Raw genomic sequence first — 17,907 nt, 5'->3', positions numbered from 1 at the left:
GAAGGAGGCAATTTATGTCAAGGTATAACGACATCCGTGCGTTGGCGGATCTCCACGCACAGGAGATCAGTCGCTCACCCAGGGACTGGACAAGCTATCTGGACACAGCGGCACAGCTCTACCGATACGATTTCTCAGACAGTATGCTGATCCATGCACAGCGTCCGGAGGCGACAGCCTGCGCTGAACTGGAAGTATGGAACAGCAAGATGGGGCGTTGGGTGAACCGGGGTGCAAAAGGGATCGCCCTGATCGACGATACCGGACCGAGGAAGAAGCTGCGCTATGTATTCGATATTTCCGACACACACCTTGTACCAGGCGGGCGCACTCCCTGGCTGTGGCAGATCGATAAGAAGCATGAGAACCGGATCAAAGAGCATCTGATTGACACCTATGACCTGGATATAGGGGGCATAACGACATTATCTGAAGCGCTGCGGCAGTTGGCAGAACAGTATGCAGCGGAGAACCTGGATGAAGCGATGGATGGGATCGAGTATGAGCTGCATGATACCTTCCTGGAAGGACTTAGTGAAGATGCGGTCAGGGTATCTTTCCGTACCCTTCTGGAAAACAGTGTCTACTACATCATGACGAAACGGTGTGGGTTGGATCCGATGGACACAATGGAAGCGGATGATTTTACCGGGATCACAGATTATAACCATATCTCAGTGCTTTCCTTTATCGGAAATGCGGTACATCAGATCGCAGAGCCGGTTCTGCGGGATATTGGCAGGGAGGCTGCAGCAATCCTGCGTGAAAATCAGAGAGAAAATGCCCGACAGAGTCTTGAAACGAGAAACAGAAGGGACTATAATGAATTTAGCACTTTAAAGCGAGAAAGCAAAGAAATACAGAGTAGAGGGGAGGATGGACATGACACAGAGCATGGCGATAACATATCAGCGGAAGGGGGATTACCTGTTTCCGAATCTGATGATCGAGGACAGTCCGGTGAACTATGGGAAGTACGGGATGCTGAGGAAGAACTATCTGAAAGAGAACAAGAGGAACTGGTATCAGAGCATGATGCTCTCCGGGAGGCTGGAGCAATATCTGCAGGAGATCGATCAGAGGGCGAACGGCCAGATGGAACTGACCGCATCGCAGATGGCGCAGGCGGAAGGCGTGACGGAGCAGCTGAAAGCAGACGATCCGATGACCTGGGTGGCGAGGATGAACAGCATCAGGAACCGGGCAGAGGAGATCGTGCTGGCGGAATTGATCTACAGCTGACCGACGAAGTAACGGAACAGGATATGAACGAAGCAGAGGATGAAATCGCCTCTGCTTTCTCTTTGCCAGACTTTCCGACAGCGAATACACAAAAGCGAATGATCGAGGCGAGGATGGAAGCGCTTTATGCTGGGGAAATTTCTATCCCGTCCGATGTTGTGGATGAAATTCTGCGTACCGGCGGTAACCGGGACAGGAGTCAGCTGCGCATCATTTATAACTTTATGATCGAACAGACACCGGAGGAGTATATGGACTTTGTACGCCGGGAGTACGGCCGTGGAGGCAAGGGCTTCACCATCGATGGTCAGGATTATTCCGTCTGGTTTGATGAGATGGGGATGCAGATCGCAGTCGGACATACGGTGGAAGATCGGATTCTTGATAAGGCAGTTCTTTCATGGGAGGATGTGACCAGTAGAATCCAACAGCTTTTAGGGCAGGGAGAGTATGCGCCGCAGGTGGTACTGGATGCTGCCCGCAACAATGCACTCACAGAACATGCACAGGCGCTTGCCTATATGGAAGGCGATATGGCGGAGGGTGTTGCGGAGCTGGTCTTTGCCGATACGGAACTTTTTGCCGGTGGATATCCGGAAAAGACGGAGCGGATTGCTGAGTATCTATCACATCCGGAAAATGTCACCGATCTTGTGCAGAGATTGGAGGGACTTGCGGATGCGTATGCGGAAGACAAGTCCATCATGCGCTTCCAATATTATAACCCGGATCGGATGCTGGCACAGTTTCAAAAATTTATGAAAGAGGCTGTTCCTTTTGATGCAAGGGAAGGATTCTCATGGATTGACCATCAGATTTTTATTACGCAGGACGAGATCGATGCTTACCTTTGCAGAGGCGGCATTTATTCCGATGGAAGGCTTGCCACGTATGCTTTTTACCTCGCTCATGAGGATAACAGGGAACGGGCGGATTTCCTGAAAGACAGGTACGGAACCGGAGGTCAGAGTCATGCCTTATCCGGTGCGGATGCGTCCCATGCGGACTATAGCGCAAAGGGACTGAAACTGGAACGGGGCAATTATGGCAGCCCAGATGCCAGTACCCTGCTGAAATGGCTGAAGGTGGCACAGCGGGTGGATTATCTGATCCAGAATGACAGATTTCTGACTGCCGGGGATTTTGCACGGATGTCTGCCTATGAGCGGGAACAGATGGCGAATCGCGTGATCGGTTTCTATAGTAGACTTTCAGAGGAAATTGAAAGGCCATTCACTGAGGATTTCTTCAATGAGGCGGCAAGGAAAGAACTTCCGGTTATTCTGGAAGATCCGAACCGGACCGCAGAACTTCTGGAAAAGATGGATGCGGTGCTTGCGGGACTGCCATTAGATTCAGAGGATTATGAGAAGAGGCTCCGCAACCTGACAGAGCTTCACGGCTATGCGGATGGTTCTTTCACAATCTTCCCGCAGCCGGTAAAAGATAATCCGTTTCAGATTGATGCACCTACACATCAGCTCAGCATTTTTGATTTCATGCAGGCGGCAGAAAATCTTCCCGTTGAAATGGAGCAGGGAGATGTTACAGAGGAAACAGCTGCCGAAGTTGAATCGGAAAGTATACAGGAAAGCAATGCAGAGGAAATAGCCGGAGAATCCCTTGAAGAAACTATCGAAGATGATGAGGCTGAGAATGCTGCACGTTCAGCGATTGAGGAGAGGGTATTCGATGCAATGGAAGCAACCGGCACTGCGTATGAGGATTATTCCCCGGAGCAAATGGATGTGATCTATAGCGCTGCGGAAAAGGGGTATGACCTGAAGCCGCTTTGTAATCCGGCATTTTCTCCGGAACAGATGCAGCTGATCGTTGACATTGAGGGCAGGATGGAGGCGCACACAAGGGCTTCTTTTCATGAAGTATTTGACTTTATCGCGAGCAACGAGCTGTCCATAGGAGAAATCAATGACCTGCGGGCGGCAAACAACCTGCCGCTGGAAGATGTATCTGATGACGGTGGAATTGAAATATCTGATGAAACAATCCCGAAACTGCGGCAGATTGTGATTGATCTGATACCGAGGGACAGGGAACCGGAGCGGACACAGGAGCCGGTCAACTTTCACATCACCGATGATGATCTCGGCGCAGGCGGCCTGAAAGCAAAGTTCCAGGCAAACATGGATGCTATCTATATGCTGAAAAAACTGGAGAATGAGGGCAGGCTTGCTACACCGGAGGAGCAGGAAGTCTTGTCCCGATTTGTAGGATGGGGAGGCATATCGCAGGCATTTGACGCAGAGCGCCGGGAATGGTCTGGTGAATATGCGGAAGTAAAGGCGGCGCTGACCTCGGAGGAATACAGGGAAGCGAGGGCAAGCACACTCAATGCGTTCTACACTTCACCGACGGTAATCAAGGCCATGTATGAAGTCCTGGGCAACATGGGATTATCCTCCGGCAACGTGCTGGAGCCGAGCTGCGGTGTTGGGAACTTCATGGGACTTGTGCCGGAGACAATGAACGATCTACGAATGTATGGTGTGGAACTGGACTCCATATCCGGTAGAATCGCCAGACAACTGTATCAGAGAAATGAGATCGCTGTTCAGGGCTTCGAGGAAACGGAGTTCCCGGACAGCTTTTTTGACTGTGTGATCGGAAACGTGCCCTTTGGCCAGTATAAAGTGAATGACCGCAGGTATGACCGCTATAACTTTCTGATTCATGATTACTTTATCGCAAGGTCTTTGGACTTGACGAGGCCGGGCGGTGTGGTTGCAGTGGTCACATCCTCAGGTACGATGGATAAACAGAACGAATCGGTACGCCAGTACCTTGCGAACCGGGCTGACTTGATCGGTGCGATCCGCCTGCCGAACAATGCTTTTATGCGGAATGCCAATACGGGCGTGGTAGCGGATATCCTGTTCTTCCAGAAACGTGACCGGGCAGCATTAACACAGCCGGATTGGGTACATCTTGGAACGACACCGGAAGGTCACAGTATCAATGCGTATTTTGTACAGCACCCGGAGATGGTGCTGGGCGAGTTCACAACGGAAAGCACACAATATGGCAAGCAGGAAGTGACGGTAAAACCCATAGAGGGGGCAAACCTTGCCGACCAGCTTCATGAAGCCTGCAGCCATTTGCAGGCTACGATTGAAGAAATGGAGCTGACGGATTCAGAACTGGAAGAAGTGGATAACTCTATTCCAGCTGACTCTTCCGTAAAAAATTTCAGCTTCACCAACGTGGACGGGAATGTGTACTACCGGGAGAATTCCCGGATGCACCGGATGGAACTGCCTGCAGTCACGACAGAGCGTGTGCTTGGTATGATTGAAATCAGGAACACGGTGCAGAAGCTGCTGGATGTTCAGATGAATAACGGCAGCGATGCGGAAGTAGCGTTGATTCAGAGGCAGTTAAATGAGCAATATGATAATTTTACGGTACAATACGACATTATCAGCAGTAATGCGAATAAGAGGGCTTTTCAGCAGGATTCCAGTTACTGTCTGTTATCTTCATTGGAGATCCTGGATGAAGAAGGAAACCTGGAGAGGAAAGCCGATATTTTCTCCAAACGCACCATCCGCAGGGCAGAGCCGGTCACATCGGTGGACACGGCAAGCGAGGCACTGGCTCTTTCCATCGGAGAGAAAGCCGGGGTAGACCTTCCGTATATGGCGGAACTGACCGGGAAACCGGAGGAGGAGATTATCAGTGAGCTGCAGGGCGTGATCTTCAAAAATCCGTTGACAGACCGTTATGAAACTTCGGATGCCTATCTTTCCGGCAATGTCCGGGAGAAGCTGCAGGTAGCAAGGCGGTTTGCGGAGAATAATGAAGAATTTGCCATCAACGTATCCTATCTGGAGAAGGTGCAGCCGAAGGAACTGGATGCTTCGGAGATCGAAGTGCGGCTTGGCGCAACATGGGTCAAGCCGGAATATGTGAAGCAATTCATGGGGGAACTGTTTCAGACCCCGAGATATATGCTCGGCAGGGATATTCAGGTACGGTACGCTGAAATTAGCGGGCAGTGGAATATCTCTGGAAAAACCCGGGATTCCTACGGTAATTCGCTTGTGACTTCCACCTATGGAACCAGAAGAGCAAACGCCTATCGATTATTGGAGGATGCACTGAATCTGAAAGATACCAAAATCTATGACACAATCAAAGATGCTGACGGGGAACATCGTGTCCTGAACAAAAAGGAAACCATGTTGGCACAGCAGAAACAGGAGATGATCCGAGAAGCCTTCAAGGAGTGGATTTTCCGCGATATGGACAGAAGGGAGGATCTATGTAAGACCTATAACGAGTTGTTCAACAGCGTTCGTCCCCGCGAATATGACGGGAGTCATATCCGGTTTGTAGGTATGACGCCGGAGATCCAGCTGATGCAGCACCAGAAAAATGCCATAGCGCATGTACTATATGGGGATAATACCCTGCTGGCCCATTGTGTAGGTGCGGGCAAGACCTTCCAGATGGTTGCTGCCGGCATGGAGAGTAAGCGGTTGGGGCTGGCGCAGAAATGTCTGTATGTAGTGCCGAATCACCTGACAGAGCAGTGGGGAGGTGATTTCCTGCGGCTCTATCCGGGAGCAAATATCCTTGTGGCTACAAAGAAAGACTTTGAACCGGCAAACCGGAAAAAGTTCTGTTCCAGAATCGCTACAGGGGATTATGATGCGATCATCATCGGCCACAGCCAGTTTGAAAAGATCCCTCTTTCAAAGGAGCGTCAGATTACATCCATTGAGCGTCAGATTGACGACCTGGAGATGGCGATAGAGGAGGCGAAGGAGGAAGAAGGTTCCCGCTATACTGTCAAGCAGATGGAAAAGACCAGAAAGACACTGGAAACAAAGCTGGAAAAACTCAACGACCAGAGCCGGAAGGATGATGTCGTAACCTTTGAACAGCTGGGTGTGGACAGGCTCTTTGTGGACGAGTCGCACAGTTATAAAAATTTGTTTCTGTATACGAAGATGCGGAACGTGGCGGGTATCTCCCAGACGGACGCACAGAAATCCTCGGATATGTTTATGAAATGCCAGTACATGGATGAACTGACCGGGGGGAAGGGAGTGACGTTTGCAACGGGTACGCCGGTGTCCAACAGCATGGTGGAGCTTTATACGATCATGCGATACTTACAATACGATACACTGCAGAAGCTGGGATTGGGACATTTTGATTCCTGGGCAGCTTCCTTTGGAGAGACCGTGACAGCGATTGAGCTTTCACCGGAAGGGACGGGCTACCGTGCAAAAACACGGTTCGCCCGTTTTTTCAATCTTCCAGAGCTGATTTCTTTGTTTAAGGAAGCGGCGGATGTACAGACGGCAGATATGCTGAATCTTCCCGTACCGGAAGCGGAGTACGTGAATGAAGTGCTGGAACCGAGCGAGGAGCAGAAAGACCTTGTGGCGTCTTTTGCGGAACGTGCAGAGGTTGTCCGTGGCGGAGGGCTTGACCCGAGGATCGATAACATGTTGAAGATTACCAACGATGGGCGTAAATGTGCTCTTGATCAGCGGCTGATCAACGATATGCTCCCGGATGCTCCGGAAAGTAAGGTAAACCTTTGTGTGGAAAATACTTTTAAGGTATGGCAGGATTCCACACCGGAAAAGGGAACACAGCTGATTTTCTGTGATCTTTCTACACCGAAGTCGGATGGCACATTCAATGTTTATGATGACCTGAAAGCAAAGTTGATGGGCAGAGGCGTACCGGAGGAGGAGATTGCGTTTATTCATGACGCAAACACAGAAACCAAGAAGGCAGAGTTGTTTGCAAAGGTGCGGGCTGGGCAGATACGTATCCTGCTCGGCTCCACTCCAAAACTCGGTGCCGGAACCAACGTGCAAGATCGGTTGATCGCACTGCATCATCTGGACTGTCCGTGGAAACCGTCTGACCTGGAACAGCAGGAAGGGCGTATCCTGCGGCAGGGGAACCGGAATGGGAAGGTGAAGATCTTCCGCTATGTGACGGAGGGAACCTTCGATGCGTATATGTGGCAGATCCTGGAGAACAAGCAGAAATTCATCTCACAGATCATGACTTCAAAATCTCCGGTCCGTGCGTGTGAGGATGTGGACGATACAGCACTTTCCTATGCGGAGATCAAGGCGCTTGCAACGGGAAATCCATATATTAAGGAAAAGATGGATCTGGATATCCAGGTAAGCAAGCTGAAACTGATGAAGGCAAACCATACCAGTGTAAAGTATAGGCTGGAAACCGATATTGCCCGGACATACCCGGTACAGATCACAGCGACAAAGGAACGGCTCGCAGGGCTAAAGTCTGACCTTGCTGCGGCGAAGCCAATCATTGAAGCGGATAAAGACCATTTTCAGATAATCATCGGCGGCAAGGAGTTTATGGACAGGAAGGAAGCCGGGACAGCGCTGATCGCCGCCTGCGCCGGACTGAAAGCGGTGAATACCAGCGGACAGATCGGAGAATACCAGGGTTTTTCTCTGACTGCCAGTTTTGACAGCTTCCATCAGGTCTACCAGCTGACGATTAAGCGGCAGTGCAGTTGCACTGTGGAGGTTGGGAAGGATGCGCTTGGCAATATTCAGCGTATCACCAATGCCCTTGCAGGCATTGAGAAGAAGCTGACGGAATCGGAACAGAAATTCGACAATTTACAAAAACAGCTGGCAACGGCACAGGAGGAGGTGAGAAAGCCATTTGCACAGGAGGCGGAGCTTGCGGAAAAGTCTGCCCGGCTTGCAGAGTTAAATTCCCTGCTGAATATGGATGAACGTGATTCTCCCGATACGTTTGGCATTGATGAGAATACGGACGCAAGCATTGAAGCGGCAGAAAAAAGCCGTCAGCCGGTGTTTGATGCCGGAAAGGCGTCAAATACGGCAGGCCGGGAGGCGGAAAGGGCATCTGATGCGCCGGTTTACGCAAGGAGTTATGCAGACCGTGCAGGTATGGTGGCTTCCGAAAGCAGGGATTCCGTATTGGATAAGCTGCATGAAAAGCAGGAGCAGGTATCGGAAAGCTACAGGACACAAGCACCGTTGAGAAAATACGAATATTCGCTATAAACCATCTACTGCAGCCTCGCCTCATGGCGGGGCTGCAGCTGTATAAAGGAGGCATTATATCTATGGCAACAAACAGAGAAGAGAGGATGAAAGAGGTCACAGACCGCCTGCAGGCGGGACTTGAGGAACTTTTCAATTCAGAGAAATACGCAGAATACCTGCGTGTCATGTCGCAGTTTCATCATTACAGTTTTAACAATACTCTGTTGATCGCTATGCAAAGGCCGGATGCAACATTAGTGGCTGGCTATCACGCATGGGATAAGAAATTTAACCGTCATGTGATGCGGGGTGAAAAAGGAATCCAGATCATTGCGCCTGCCCCGATCAGGGAAAAGCAGGAGCAGGAAAAGGTAGACCCGAATACCGGGGAAGCTGTTCTGGGTGAGAACGGGCAGCCGGAAACGGAGGAGGTGACGATCACCATTCCACGCTTTAAAGTATCGACTGTATTTGACCTTTCGCAGACAGACGGCGATCCTCTCCCTGATCTTGGCGTGGAGGAACTGACCGCAAGTGTAGAGAATTATGAGATTTTCATGGAGGCGATTCGCAATGTGGCTCCTGTTCCTGTTCGCTTTGATGAAATCGCAAGTGGCGCTAAAGGTTATTACAGCAGCACGGACAAGGAGATCGTGATCCGGTCCGGAATGAGTGAGATGCAGACCATGAAAACGGCAGTTCATGAGACGGCGCACGCTATTTTGCATGATAAAGATATCATGCAGGAACAGGGCATCCAGAAAGATCAGCAGACAAGAGAGGTGGAGGCCGAAAGCGTGGCCTTTGCGACGCTGGCGCATTTTGAACTGGATACTTCCGAGTATTCGTTTCCTTACATTGCCGGATGGAGCAGCGGACGTGATACAAAAGAGCTGAAGTCATCCTTGGATACCATTCGCAGGACAGCATCGGAGATCATTGACGGGATTGAGGCCGGTATGCGGGAGCAGCTGCTGGAGAGGCAGGAGCAGAACGCAGAACTGTTGCAGGAAAGTGACATTCCCGGACGGGAGGAACTGCTTTCAACAGATTTTCAGGAGATCACCCTGTATGATGTGCCGATGCTCTACTCAAACGGCAGGGTTGATCGGGCAGCACTGCCAGAAGGGATTTCTTGTTATGATCTGCGGGGATCTGACTATGATCCCGGCTCACCAATCCGGCTTGAGGAACAGGTAATGGTCAACCACGCCGCTACTGTTATCAGTGCTTTTCCGATAGATGTGAGTGAACTGAAAAGTCTGCGTCTTGGGGAAGAATTGAACTTTGAGGACGGTGAGGTCACACTTGCAGAGTATATCGAGTCCATGAAAGAGCTTGACCAGACGGTACAGGAGGAGCATCTGGAAAATGCCATTGGCCGTGCCAATGAAAACCTGTATCTGGATGGAGCAGAGAACAGATTTGCCATCTATCAGCTGAAAGAAGATGAGGAATACCGCAATCTCCAGTTCATGAATACGGAGTATTTGGCTAATCACGACCTTGCTGTAGAAGGAGAAAATTACAACTATGTTTACGGCGACAGGCTCCCGGATGGAGAGACGCTGGACGGAATTTATGAACGCTTCAATCTCCGGCATCCGGAGGGGTATAGCGGACATTCTCTGTCCGTCAGCGATATAGTGGTCATGCAGTGTGATGGAGAAGCAAGAGCCTACTATGTAGACAGCTTTGGCTTTTCAGAGATGGATGAATTTGTGGAGCAGAGGCAACGCATTACAGCGAGACAGCATCGGATAGAAGACGCTTATATCAATAGGGAATCCCTTGGCATTATCGTGGACGGCCATGAAGGAACATGGAGGGCGATTGAGGGAAAAGAAATCGGCGGAGAGATGTTCTATCTGATGGAGAGCCAGGAATATGGCAAGGAAGCTGCCAATATCCTGCTTCACATGGATGGTGATCTGGTGGCGGAAGATCTCTGGAACGGCATTGACTACGGTGTGATGCAGGCAGTCAGGGAATATTTTGACGATCATGGAATAGAATACTCTCCGTTGGATTTTCCCTTGCAGGAGCGATATTCCATTGGAACAGAAGTTGCCCCGTCCGGAAAAGTTCTGTTCTATGTCATGGATAATGTGACCAGAGGCCCTCAGGGAGATCATGGCGAAGTAAAACTGTATGATGATCGGACAGAACTGCTTGAGCAGGTTCGGTCTATGAACGGGATTGTTCAGAGTGTTTACCGTGAATCAGCAGCTTATGCCCGCGACCATGCCCAGATCGAAGCCTACCGCACCTCCAGACAGGAGAACCATGCCTGCAAAGAAGGGATTGAGCAGGTAATACGGGAGAATTTCGATGGGATGCACCTGAATCGCGGAGTGATCAAGCCTGTGATTGACCGTTTCGGGGCAGAGCGTACCGCTTATGTGCTGGCAAATACGGTGCAGTATGCAACTTGGGACGGACGATATTCCAGGAGCAATAAGGAATGGGCAGCTTCTGTGATGACCGGAGTCACTGATGAGGACAGACGCACAGATTTTCTGGTGACCAGCCACCCGGCTGTGCTGGATGGATTTGTGGATATGTTCCGAAAAGAACTGACAGCGCTTGGGTTGGAGCAGGACGGGACAAAGCAGGTTCAGGAGGATGCTATAGAGGAATCCATGGAAAGTGATGTGCTTCCCGAAGAAATGAAACTTGCTGCAGAGATAGATCAATTTGTTTACGATTATGATCACTATGAATATATGGATTTATATGATTCCCGTGAGAAGACACTTGCACAGCTTCAGGATAACTTCAGGGAAAAACAGGTGTCAGGAATTAAAGATTGGCTCAAAGAAGTAATCGAGAAGAGCAACGATCCGAAATCTGCTTCGATGGCAAGGGACTTTTTGACCAGAATGGAAGAGATGTTTCCGGAGAAAGAGGCTTCCCTTACTTATTATGTAGCGGAGTGCATGGAGTTTCCTGTACTTGGCGAATATCACGAGGTTGATACGCTGGCGGAAGCGGTAAAGCTGTATGGGCAGATCCCGGCAGAGAGGATGAATGGCACTGAGAGTATCGGTTTTCATCTGGACGATGGCAGCGATCATGCAGGGACATATCCGCTGATGGAGGGTGGAAAGGTCGTTACAGAAATGATCGACCTTGTGGGACACTTTAAGAACAGTCCTCTGGTACAGAAGGCCGTAGAGGATATCAGGCAGTATTATCCGGATATGCGGGAGACGGAGTATCAGCCGAGAGAGACGGAAGAGACAGCACCGGCTGTCACACAGACATCTGCAGGAATTATTCCTGTGGAAAGGGCGGAAGGGACTGTGAACCTACTCGAGAAAGCGACAGATGTGCCTGAGAAGCATGGAAATGAAGTCACAGGTGGACGCAGGGAATCCGTCCTGAAAGCACTCCGGGAGCGAAAGGCACAGATCAAGGAGAGGGAGAAGAATGTTCCAGTCCAGAAAGATAATGATAGAAAGAAAGGGGAACCGTCACTATGAGAAAAATAATATTTGAAGACGATGAAATGCGTGTAATCTCTATGTTTGATACTAGCAACCGTGAAGCGGCGCTTACGGCGGTGGGAGCTGTCATTCCGCTGACCAGAGAAGATACGGAGTTAAGTGCGGTTGTGGTCAGCACTGTAGAGAAGTTAAAACAAATATCAGATGCGGATTTTATGAAGCTGGATTTTGAAGGTTACAGACTGGAGGGTGAAGAGGACAAAGAATGAGCTTGAACCAGTACGCCATTTATCAGCTGAAAATAGAAGCTCCGGTTCGCCCTCTGCGCTACAAAACCTATGCGTATCTGGTTGAAAACCACTTGAAGGTGGATGCAGATAATTATCAACAGGTTTATCTCGCAACGATGGTAAAAGAGCAGACACCGGAAGGGCTTCGGAGGCAGCTTGAGAAAAAGCTGCCTCCGAAGTTCATGGGAAAGGCCCTGAATGTAAGCGACGTAATTGCTGTCACAAAGGAAGGCATTTCAACTGCATACTACGTGGATAAAGACAGCTTGGTGATGGTTCCCGGATTCTTTCGGAGCAATTCATCAGCTGCATTGATCACGATGGATACAGAAGGGTTTATGTTTGAGGACAGGAAGGGAAGCTGGATGGCCACGGATGAAACCGTGATCGATGGGAAACAGTTTTTCCTAATGATATCGGAAATCTATGGCAGAAATGCCGCCTTTGCCGTGGTAGATGACCAGGGCAGGAAAGCGGCGGAGGATACCTTTGAAGGTTTTGACAATAATACCATCAAGCAGATCAGGCAATACATGCATCCCCCGGAGCAGCCGGAAGTACCTTTAACTGATAAGCCTCCGATGGAGATCTGGCAGAAGTATTATGAGAATGGGGAATACCTGCGGACTACAGAATCTTATGGGGAACAGAATTATGATATGATCGACGGTCGGGCGAATAATCGTCCAAAGGAAGATCAAGCAAAACTATCTGTGGGTGATTCTCCCAAAACTGCTGTTAGCAAGCAACCTAAGAAAGGGGTTCCGATCCCCGGCAAGCGAAAATCCATCCTGAAGCGTCTGAGAGATAAGCAGGCAGAGGTGGCCGCCCGCTATGGGAAGAAGGCTCCGGAGCAGGCAAAAGACGATATGGAACGTAACCGTAAATGACAGAAGGGAGTGTCTGGCCAGAGGTGGTCGGATACCCCATTTTGAATTTTGAAAACTTGCCTAAAATATGCGTTCATGGTATCACATGCAAGGGTTATTGATTCAGGGATTGTCGGAGGATAAGAACATGGCTAAGACAAAGTACATTATCAACCTGAATATTGAGCAAAGAAATATGCTCACGAAGCTGGTCTGCGAAGCAAGGGAGTCCAATAGAACAATTATGCGTGCCAAAATCTTACTTATGTCAGATGCGACACAGGCTGAGAAACAATCCATCCGTGAATTGGCTGAGAGGCTTGGAACAACGGAGACAACCGTCAAGACAGTACGCACAGTGTTTGCAACGCAGGGGCTGGATGCAGCGCTATATAGAAAAGAACGTCTAAGGAAGGTCACGTCGGAGATAGAACAGGCGATTATAGAGTTGGCGGCAAGTGAGCCTCCTGCCGGACATAAAAAATGGAGTTCCAGGTTGCTTTGTGAAGTTGCGATTGAACGGAGAATCGTAGATCATATCGTTTCGTCTACGGTCTGCAAAATCTTGCGGGAGCAGGATTAGAAAATGAATGAAAAAGAAATGATCAGTAAGGTGCATTCGTCAGTTTATCATCAGTGCCAGCAGCGTGGTTTTGCTGCTCCGGTAGATGTTCTGATGGATGTAGGCGCTCTGACAAAAGAAAAATATGAAGGTTGGCGATTTGGCCGCGTTCCTTATTTGGAGCAGGTCTGTAATATCAACCTGCATAAGCTGTCCTTCATTATAGGACAGATTCGCAGCTATGCGAACAAGAGTGGTTATAAGCCATCTTTTACCTATTACAAGCGGTGGGGGATGAAGAAAAAGAATGGTGCTCGTCAAACGATTCCGCTTCGGTTCAGCAAGAGCGGCGCACCGGAAATTGAACGAGCGTATGCTACGCATTACGTTGACGAAAAAAGAATTTCAGAATTAAAGAAAAGTAAATTTGAAGAGTAATTTTTCTATGTATTCTATCCCATCCATCTGTGGGCGCTTGTATTTCTGAGTGTAATTTTACAATAAGGCAGCAGATTACATTATGGGGGAAATTCTTGATGTTTGGCTTTCCGTGTTTATTTGTGCAGTTTTCCCCCCTAGTCCAAATGTAGTGAATTTTACTCAGCTCATGCCGCCTGTTTCAGACGGCCTGCTTTTTTGGGAATATTTATAAAGAGGCTATGCCAGATAGCAACCAGAAAAACTTCCAGTCGGATTGATTTGTTTACAGTTCGGTATGTTGCACAAATTTATGTTTCGCGTATTTTCATGTCGTACTTCTCAATGGAATGACCGATCTTATGGCAAAAGCGGCAAAGTGTTTTGTTTAGGAAAATTTACAAAAAATGAATAATTTAAAGTTTGCGAATTTGAATCTACAAACTTTGCTTTCTTGCCGTTTTATGTTATCGTATGAAGTGAAAGGTGGTGTTCCAATATGCTAAATACGACATTAAAAAAGCGGGATCTGTATCTAAGCCGCATGATTGCATTTCAGGACAAAGAAATGATCAAGGTCATGACCGGTATCCGGCGCTGCGGAAAATCCAGCCTGATGAAGCTGATGGCGGAGCATCTTAAAGAAACCGGAGTTCAGGATGCGCAGATTATCGAAATGAATTTTGAATCCATGCGCTTTCCGGATATGGACGCAAGAGTCCTTTACGAGTATGTGAAGAAGCGGATATTGCCTGACAAGCGGATGTATCTGTTCTTTGACGAAGTCCAGCGGGTCAAGGGATGGGAAAATGCAGTCAATTCGTTCCGCGTTGATTTTAACTGTGACATTTATATCACAGGTTCCAACGCCTATCTTTTTTCGTCTGAACTCTCCACGTATCTGTCCGGGCGCTATGTCGAGATTAAGGTACTTCCACTTTCCTTCCGGGAGTTTTTGGACTTCCACGGCTATGTGATTATAGAAAGAAAATCTCCCGCAGGCGGAATGAGAAAACGGATTACAGACGCAGGTGGAGAAGTCTACGACGCCCGAGAGCTGTTTGACGCCTATGTCCGCTTTGGCGGAATGCCAATGCTTGCGGATGTCGGGCTGGAGATCGATCGGGTGACGGCGGCGCTGGACGGCGTCTATTCTGCAGCGGTGATGAACGACATTCTGGAGCGCGAGCGGCGCAAAGGTCGGAAAATGATTACAGACCCCATCTTGCTGCGCAAGATCATCCTGTTCCTTGCAGACAATATCGGCAACAACACATCGGCAACCTCCATCGGCAACACTCTCATGAACGAAGGGCTGTTAGAGAATGGGAGCCGCAGGAAAAAACCGGCGACACAGACGATCCTTTCCTATATCGAGGCTTTGACGGAAGCCTATATCTTTTATGGGATCAAGCGGTTCGACATCAAAGGAAAAGAATACCTGCGGACGTTGGGGAAATACTATATTGTCGATGTTGGCTTGCGAAACTATCTGCTGGGCTATCGCGGCGGGGATACCGGTCATATCCTTGAAAACATTATCTATTTCGAGCTGCTGCGTCGCCGTTACGACGTAGCCATAGGAAAAATCGACAACCAGGAGGTTGATTTTATCGCAACAAGGGCAGATGAGAAGAAATATATTCAGGTAACAGAGACCATGATGGCTCCGGAGACAAGGGAACGCGAACTGGCTCCACTCCGAAAAATCCGAGACAGTTACGAGAAGATGGTGATCGCTCTGGATTGTGATATGGTGCAGACAGAGGACGGGATCAAGATTGTGAAAGCCATAGACTATCTTTTAGAGAGTGAATAAGTGTCGGAATGAATAGGCCATTTATTGTCTCTTTTGAGAAAACAGGGCGTTTGCTCGCTTTGCGTCCTGTTTTTCATTACCCATCCGAGCTATTCTGCACTTGAAAGGAGGAACCTAGATGGATCAACAAAAGATCGGAGCATTCTTAAAAGAACTTCGAAAAGAAAAGACCGTCACACAGGAACAGCTTGCGGAGATGTTGAATGTATCGCGTCGCACGGTATCCCGCTGGGAGACGGGAAACAACATGCCGGACATGGATATCCTTGTGGGACTGGCAGATTACTATGACGTGGATATCCGGGAACTGTTGGATGGAGAAAGGAGAAGCGAGCAAATGGATAAGGAGATGAAAGAGACCATATTAAAGGTAGCGGATTACAGCAATGAGGAGAAGCTGAACTACACAAAACGCCTGCATGTGTGGTTTAAAGTGGCACTGATTTCGTTTGGAGTATACTTTGTGTCACTGTTTGTGGAGCCGGAAACGCCAAGCGCAGTATTTGACTTTGCACAGGGGCTGATGCTTGGGATTGTGTTGATAATGATCATCATCGGTATCCTGATGACCAACGAAAGCGGGCACAAGCTGCAAGAGACAAAAAAGCGGCTGCTGGGTAAAACCGTGCATAAGGAGTAATCTGAATCATATGGCATAAGCATAGCCGGAAGGTTCTTTTTGGAATCTTCCGGCTGTTTCTATTTCAGGGGTTGACAACCATTACAGATTCTGATATATTACAGATAACGATATATCGAATTATGTAATAGAAAGGAGATACCATGGCACGAACAGCAAACACTGGGGCGCTCACAGAGCCTGTTTTTTACATCCTGCTGCGGCTCTACAGGCCTGCGCACGGGTACGCCCTGATGAAAGACATCGCGGAAATGACGGACGGGAGGGTGAAGATCGGAGCAGGATCCCTCTACGGAGCATTGGACAGCCTGCAAAAGAAAGGGTGGATCAGAGCCCTGGATGAACATCCGCAAGACAGAAAGATAGAATATATCATCACGGACACAGGAAAACAGTTCTTCGAAAAGGAACTGATCCGCCTGGAGGAAATGCTGCAAAATGCACAGCAAATGAAGGAGGCAACCCATGAAAACAACCGTTAAGAAAACATTTCTGGATATTCACAAGGAAGAAGAATGGCTGAACGAACAAGGGCAAAACGGCCTGATGCTCACCCACTATCATGGCGGAGAATATGAGTTTGAGAATGTTTCCCCGGCGAAGTATCAGTATAAGATCGACCTACCCGCCTACACCGGCAGCAAGAAGAAAGAGTATCTTGCGTTTCTGGAGCAGACAGGTATCACTGTCGTTACGGAGTATGGCGGCAGAGTGTATCTGAGGAAAAACGCGGCTGACGGCCCGCTGGACGTGTACACCGAAAAGAAGGAGATCGCAAAGCAAATGAGCAAACGCTATTCCCATTTCTTTGCCATTGGTATACCGCAGCTCATGGTGGGACTCATCATGCTGATTCAGACCCTGTACTATGTGAAGCCGGAAGGCGTGCCGTTTTACATCACTATGGGGATCGACGCCGGCTTGATGATTTCCGGGATCATCTTCTTCATCATGGGTATCCAAAAGTGCAGAAAATATGACATTCCCAGGGAAGATAAGGATATTTGGGAATAACAGAAAGACCGCGTATAGAACTACATAATGGACATATAACTGCCTCGGCCGGCTGGTTTTCCAAGTGAAAATCAGCCGGTTTTTACATGGCAGTAGCCGGGTATTCCTTAAAAAAAGGGGCATCTGCTTTCTCTATTTCAGATTGATAAGATCGATGACAAATTAGGAACTGAACACAAGGCTCTGCGAAAGGATGTTTGTCGGACAGAGGAAATACCGAAACTGGCTGCTTACGCTGCCACCCGGAGAAGTCCTGAACCACGCCTATGAGCATGTGATGCGGGAAGATATTCTTCTGGTTCTGGAATATCACGACCTGACAGTCGGGCAGGCGAAGGTGCTGTTAAAGTCTCCTGCACCGCTGGCAGATGTATTCAAGGACTGGGAGAAGCGGGAAATGGTCACATGGAGGACATCCGGGAAAACATAGAAAGCAGAGTCAATGCCGTGACCCGGAAGGAGTACATCTGCACAGAGAGAGGAAAGGCAGGTGATTTTATGCCATATATCCGGAGGTGGTTGCAGAGGCCAGGGCGGTGGATCTTTACACATACCTCAAATG

General features: G+C 48.9%; 11 protein-coding genes. All 11 read left to right on the top strand.

From position 1 onward, the window contains the following. The first annotated feature begins 14 nt into the window (after positions 1 to 14). The 11 genes from FYJ35_RS15455 to FYJ35_RS01915 all read left to right on the top strand — a co-directional run bounded on the left by FYJ35_RS15455 (position 15) and on the right by FYJ35_RS01915 (position 17,775). A complete protein-coding gene (locus FYJ35_RS15455; protein ID WP_154522329.1) occupies positions 15 to 8,303 on the top strand; it encodes an Eco57I restriction-modification methylase domain-containing protein in 8,289 nt (2,762 codons plus the stop codon). Positions 8,304 to 8,365: 62 nt separating this feature from the next. Beyond that, the gene (locus FYJ35_RS01960; RefSeq protein WP_154522326.1) at positions 8,366 to 11,770 is read left to right on the top strand and encodes a DUF3849 domain-containing protein; all 3,405 of its coding nucleotides are present in this window, start codon (positions 8,366 to 8,368) and stop codon (positions 11,768 to 11,770) included. Continuing rightward, positions 11,767 to 12,003, top strand: coding sequence for a transposon-transfer assisting family protein (locus FYJ35_RS01955; RefSeq protein WP_154522323.1), 237 nt, complete (start codon positions 11,767 to 11,769; stop codon positions 12,001 to 12,003). The genes FYJ35_RS01960 and FYJ35_RS01955 overlap by 4 nt, the downstream gene beginning before the upstream one ends. Continuing rightward, a complete protein-coding gene (locus FYJ35_RS01950) occupies positions 12,000 to 12,914 on the top strand; it encodes a YodL domain-containing protein (protein ID WP_154522320.1) in 915 nt (304 codons plus the stop codon). The genes FYJ35_RS01955 and FYJ35_RS01950 overlap by 4 nt, the downstream gene beginning before the upstream one ends. A 127-nt stretch (positions 12,915 to 13,041) precedes the next feature. Next, positions 13,042 to 13,476 carry a helix-turn-helix domain-containing protein gene (locus FYJ35_RS01945; RefSeq protein ID WP_154522317.1) on the top strand — a complete coding sequence of 145 codons (435 nt, stop codon included), beginning with the start codon at positions 13,042 to 13,044 and terminating at the stop codon, positions 13,474 to 13,476. A gap of 3 nt (positions 13,477 to 13,479) precedes the next feature. Next, on the top strand, positions 13,480 to 13,893 hold the full coding sequence (locus FYJ35_RS01940) for a hypothetical protein (protein ID WP_154522314.1): 414 nt from the start codon (positions 13,480 to 13,482) through the stop codon (positions 13,891 to 13,893). Between the two features lie 478 nt (positions 13,894 to 14,371). Beyond that, positions 14,372 to 15,691 carry an ATP-binding protein gene (locus tag FYJ35_RS01935; RefSeq protein ID WP_154522312.1) on the top strand — a complete coding sequence of 440 codons (1,320 nt, stop codon included), beginning with the start codon at positions 14,372 to 14,374 and terminating at the stop codon, positions 15,689 to 15,691. A gap of 118 nt (positions 15,692 to 15,809) precedes the next feature. Beyond that, positions 15,810 to 16,331 (top strand): helix-turn-helix domain-containing protein, encoded by a 522-nt coding sequence (locus FYJ35_RS01930; protein WP_154522309.1) that lies wholly within the window; start codon positions 15,810 to 15,812, stop codon positions 16,329 to 16,331. A gap of 143 nt (positions 16,332 to 16,474) precedes the next feature. Then, positions 16,475 to 16,813 (top strand): PadR family transcriptional regulator, encoded by a 339-nt coding sequence (locus FYJ35_RS01925; RefSeq protein ID WP_154522306.1) that lies wholly within the window; start codon positions 16,475 to 16,477, stop codon positions 16,811 to 16,813. Continuing rightward, on the top strand, positions 16,797 to 17,345 hold the full coding sequence (locus FYJ35_RS01920) for a DUF2812 domain-containing protein (protein ID WP_154522303.1): 549 nt from the start codon (positions 16,797 to 16,799) through the stop codon (positions 17,343 to 17,345). Before FYJ35_RS01925 ends, FYJ35_RS01920 begins: the two co-directional genes overlap by 17 nt. Positions 17,346 to 17,538: 193 nt before the next feature. Then, complete coding sequence (locus FYJ35_RS01915; protein ID WP_205839657.1) at positions 17,539 to 17,775, top strand: DUF3848 domain-containing protein; 237 nt, start codon at positions 17,539 to 17,541, stop codon at positions 17,773 to 17,775. Positions 17,776 to 17,907 lie beyond the last annotated feature (132 nt).

The sequence above is a fragment of the Porcincola intestinalis genome, from assembly GCF_009696445.1.
In the GTDB taxonomy this organism is placed as follows: domain Bacteria; phylum Bacillota; class Clostridia; order Lachnospirales; family Lachnospiraceae; genus Porcincola; species Porcincola intestinalis.
This window is presented reverse-complemented; position numbering and strand designations above follow the sequence as displayed.

Bases quoted from the DNA above. Each gene is read 5' to 3' on its own strand.
- FYJ35_RS01945 (WP_154522317.1), top strand. From the start codon at position 13,042: ATGGCTAAGACAAAGTACATTATCAACCTGAATATTGAGCAAAGAAAT.
- FYJ35_RS01915 (WP_205839657.1), top strand. From the start codon at position 17,539: ATGTTTGTCGGACAGAGGAAATACCGAAACTGGCTGCTTACGCTGCCA.
- FYJ35_RS01935 (WP_154522312.1), top strand. From the start codon at position 14,372: ATGCTAAATACGACATTAAAAAAGCGGGATCTGTATCTAAGCCGCATG.
- FYJ35_RS15455 (WP_154522329.1), top strand. From the start codon at position 15: ATGTCAAGGTATAACGACATCCGTGCGTTGGCGGATCTCCACGCACAG.
- FYJ35_RS01955 (WP_154522323.1), top strand. From the start codon at position 11,767: ATGAGAAAAATAATATTTGAAGACGATGAAATGCGTGTAATCTCTATG.
- FYJ35_RS01950 (WP_154522320.1), top strand. From the start codon at position 12,000: ATGAGCTTGAACCAGTACGCCATTTATCAGCTGAAAATAGAAGCTCCG.
- FYJ35_RS01930 (WP_154522309.1), top strand. From the start codon at position 15,810: ATGGATCAACAAAAGATCGGAGCATTCTTAAAAGAACTTCGAAAAGAA.
- FYJ35_RS01925 (WP_154522306.1), top strand. From the start codon at position 16,475: ATGGCACGAACAGCAAACACTGGGGCGCTCACAGAGCCTGTTTTTTAC.
- FYJ35_RS01940 (WP_154522314.1), top strand. From the start codon at position 13,480: ATGAATGAAAAAGAAATGATCAGTAAGGTGCATTCGTCAGTTTATCAT.
- FYJ35_RS01920 (WP_154522303.1), top strand. From the start codon at position 16,797: ATGAAAACAACCGTTAAGAAAACATTTCTGGATATTCACAAGGAAGAA.
- FYJ35_RS01960 (WP_154522326.1), top strand. From the start codon at position 8,366: ATGGCAACAAACAGAGAAGAGAGGATGAAAGAGGTCACAGACCGCCTG.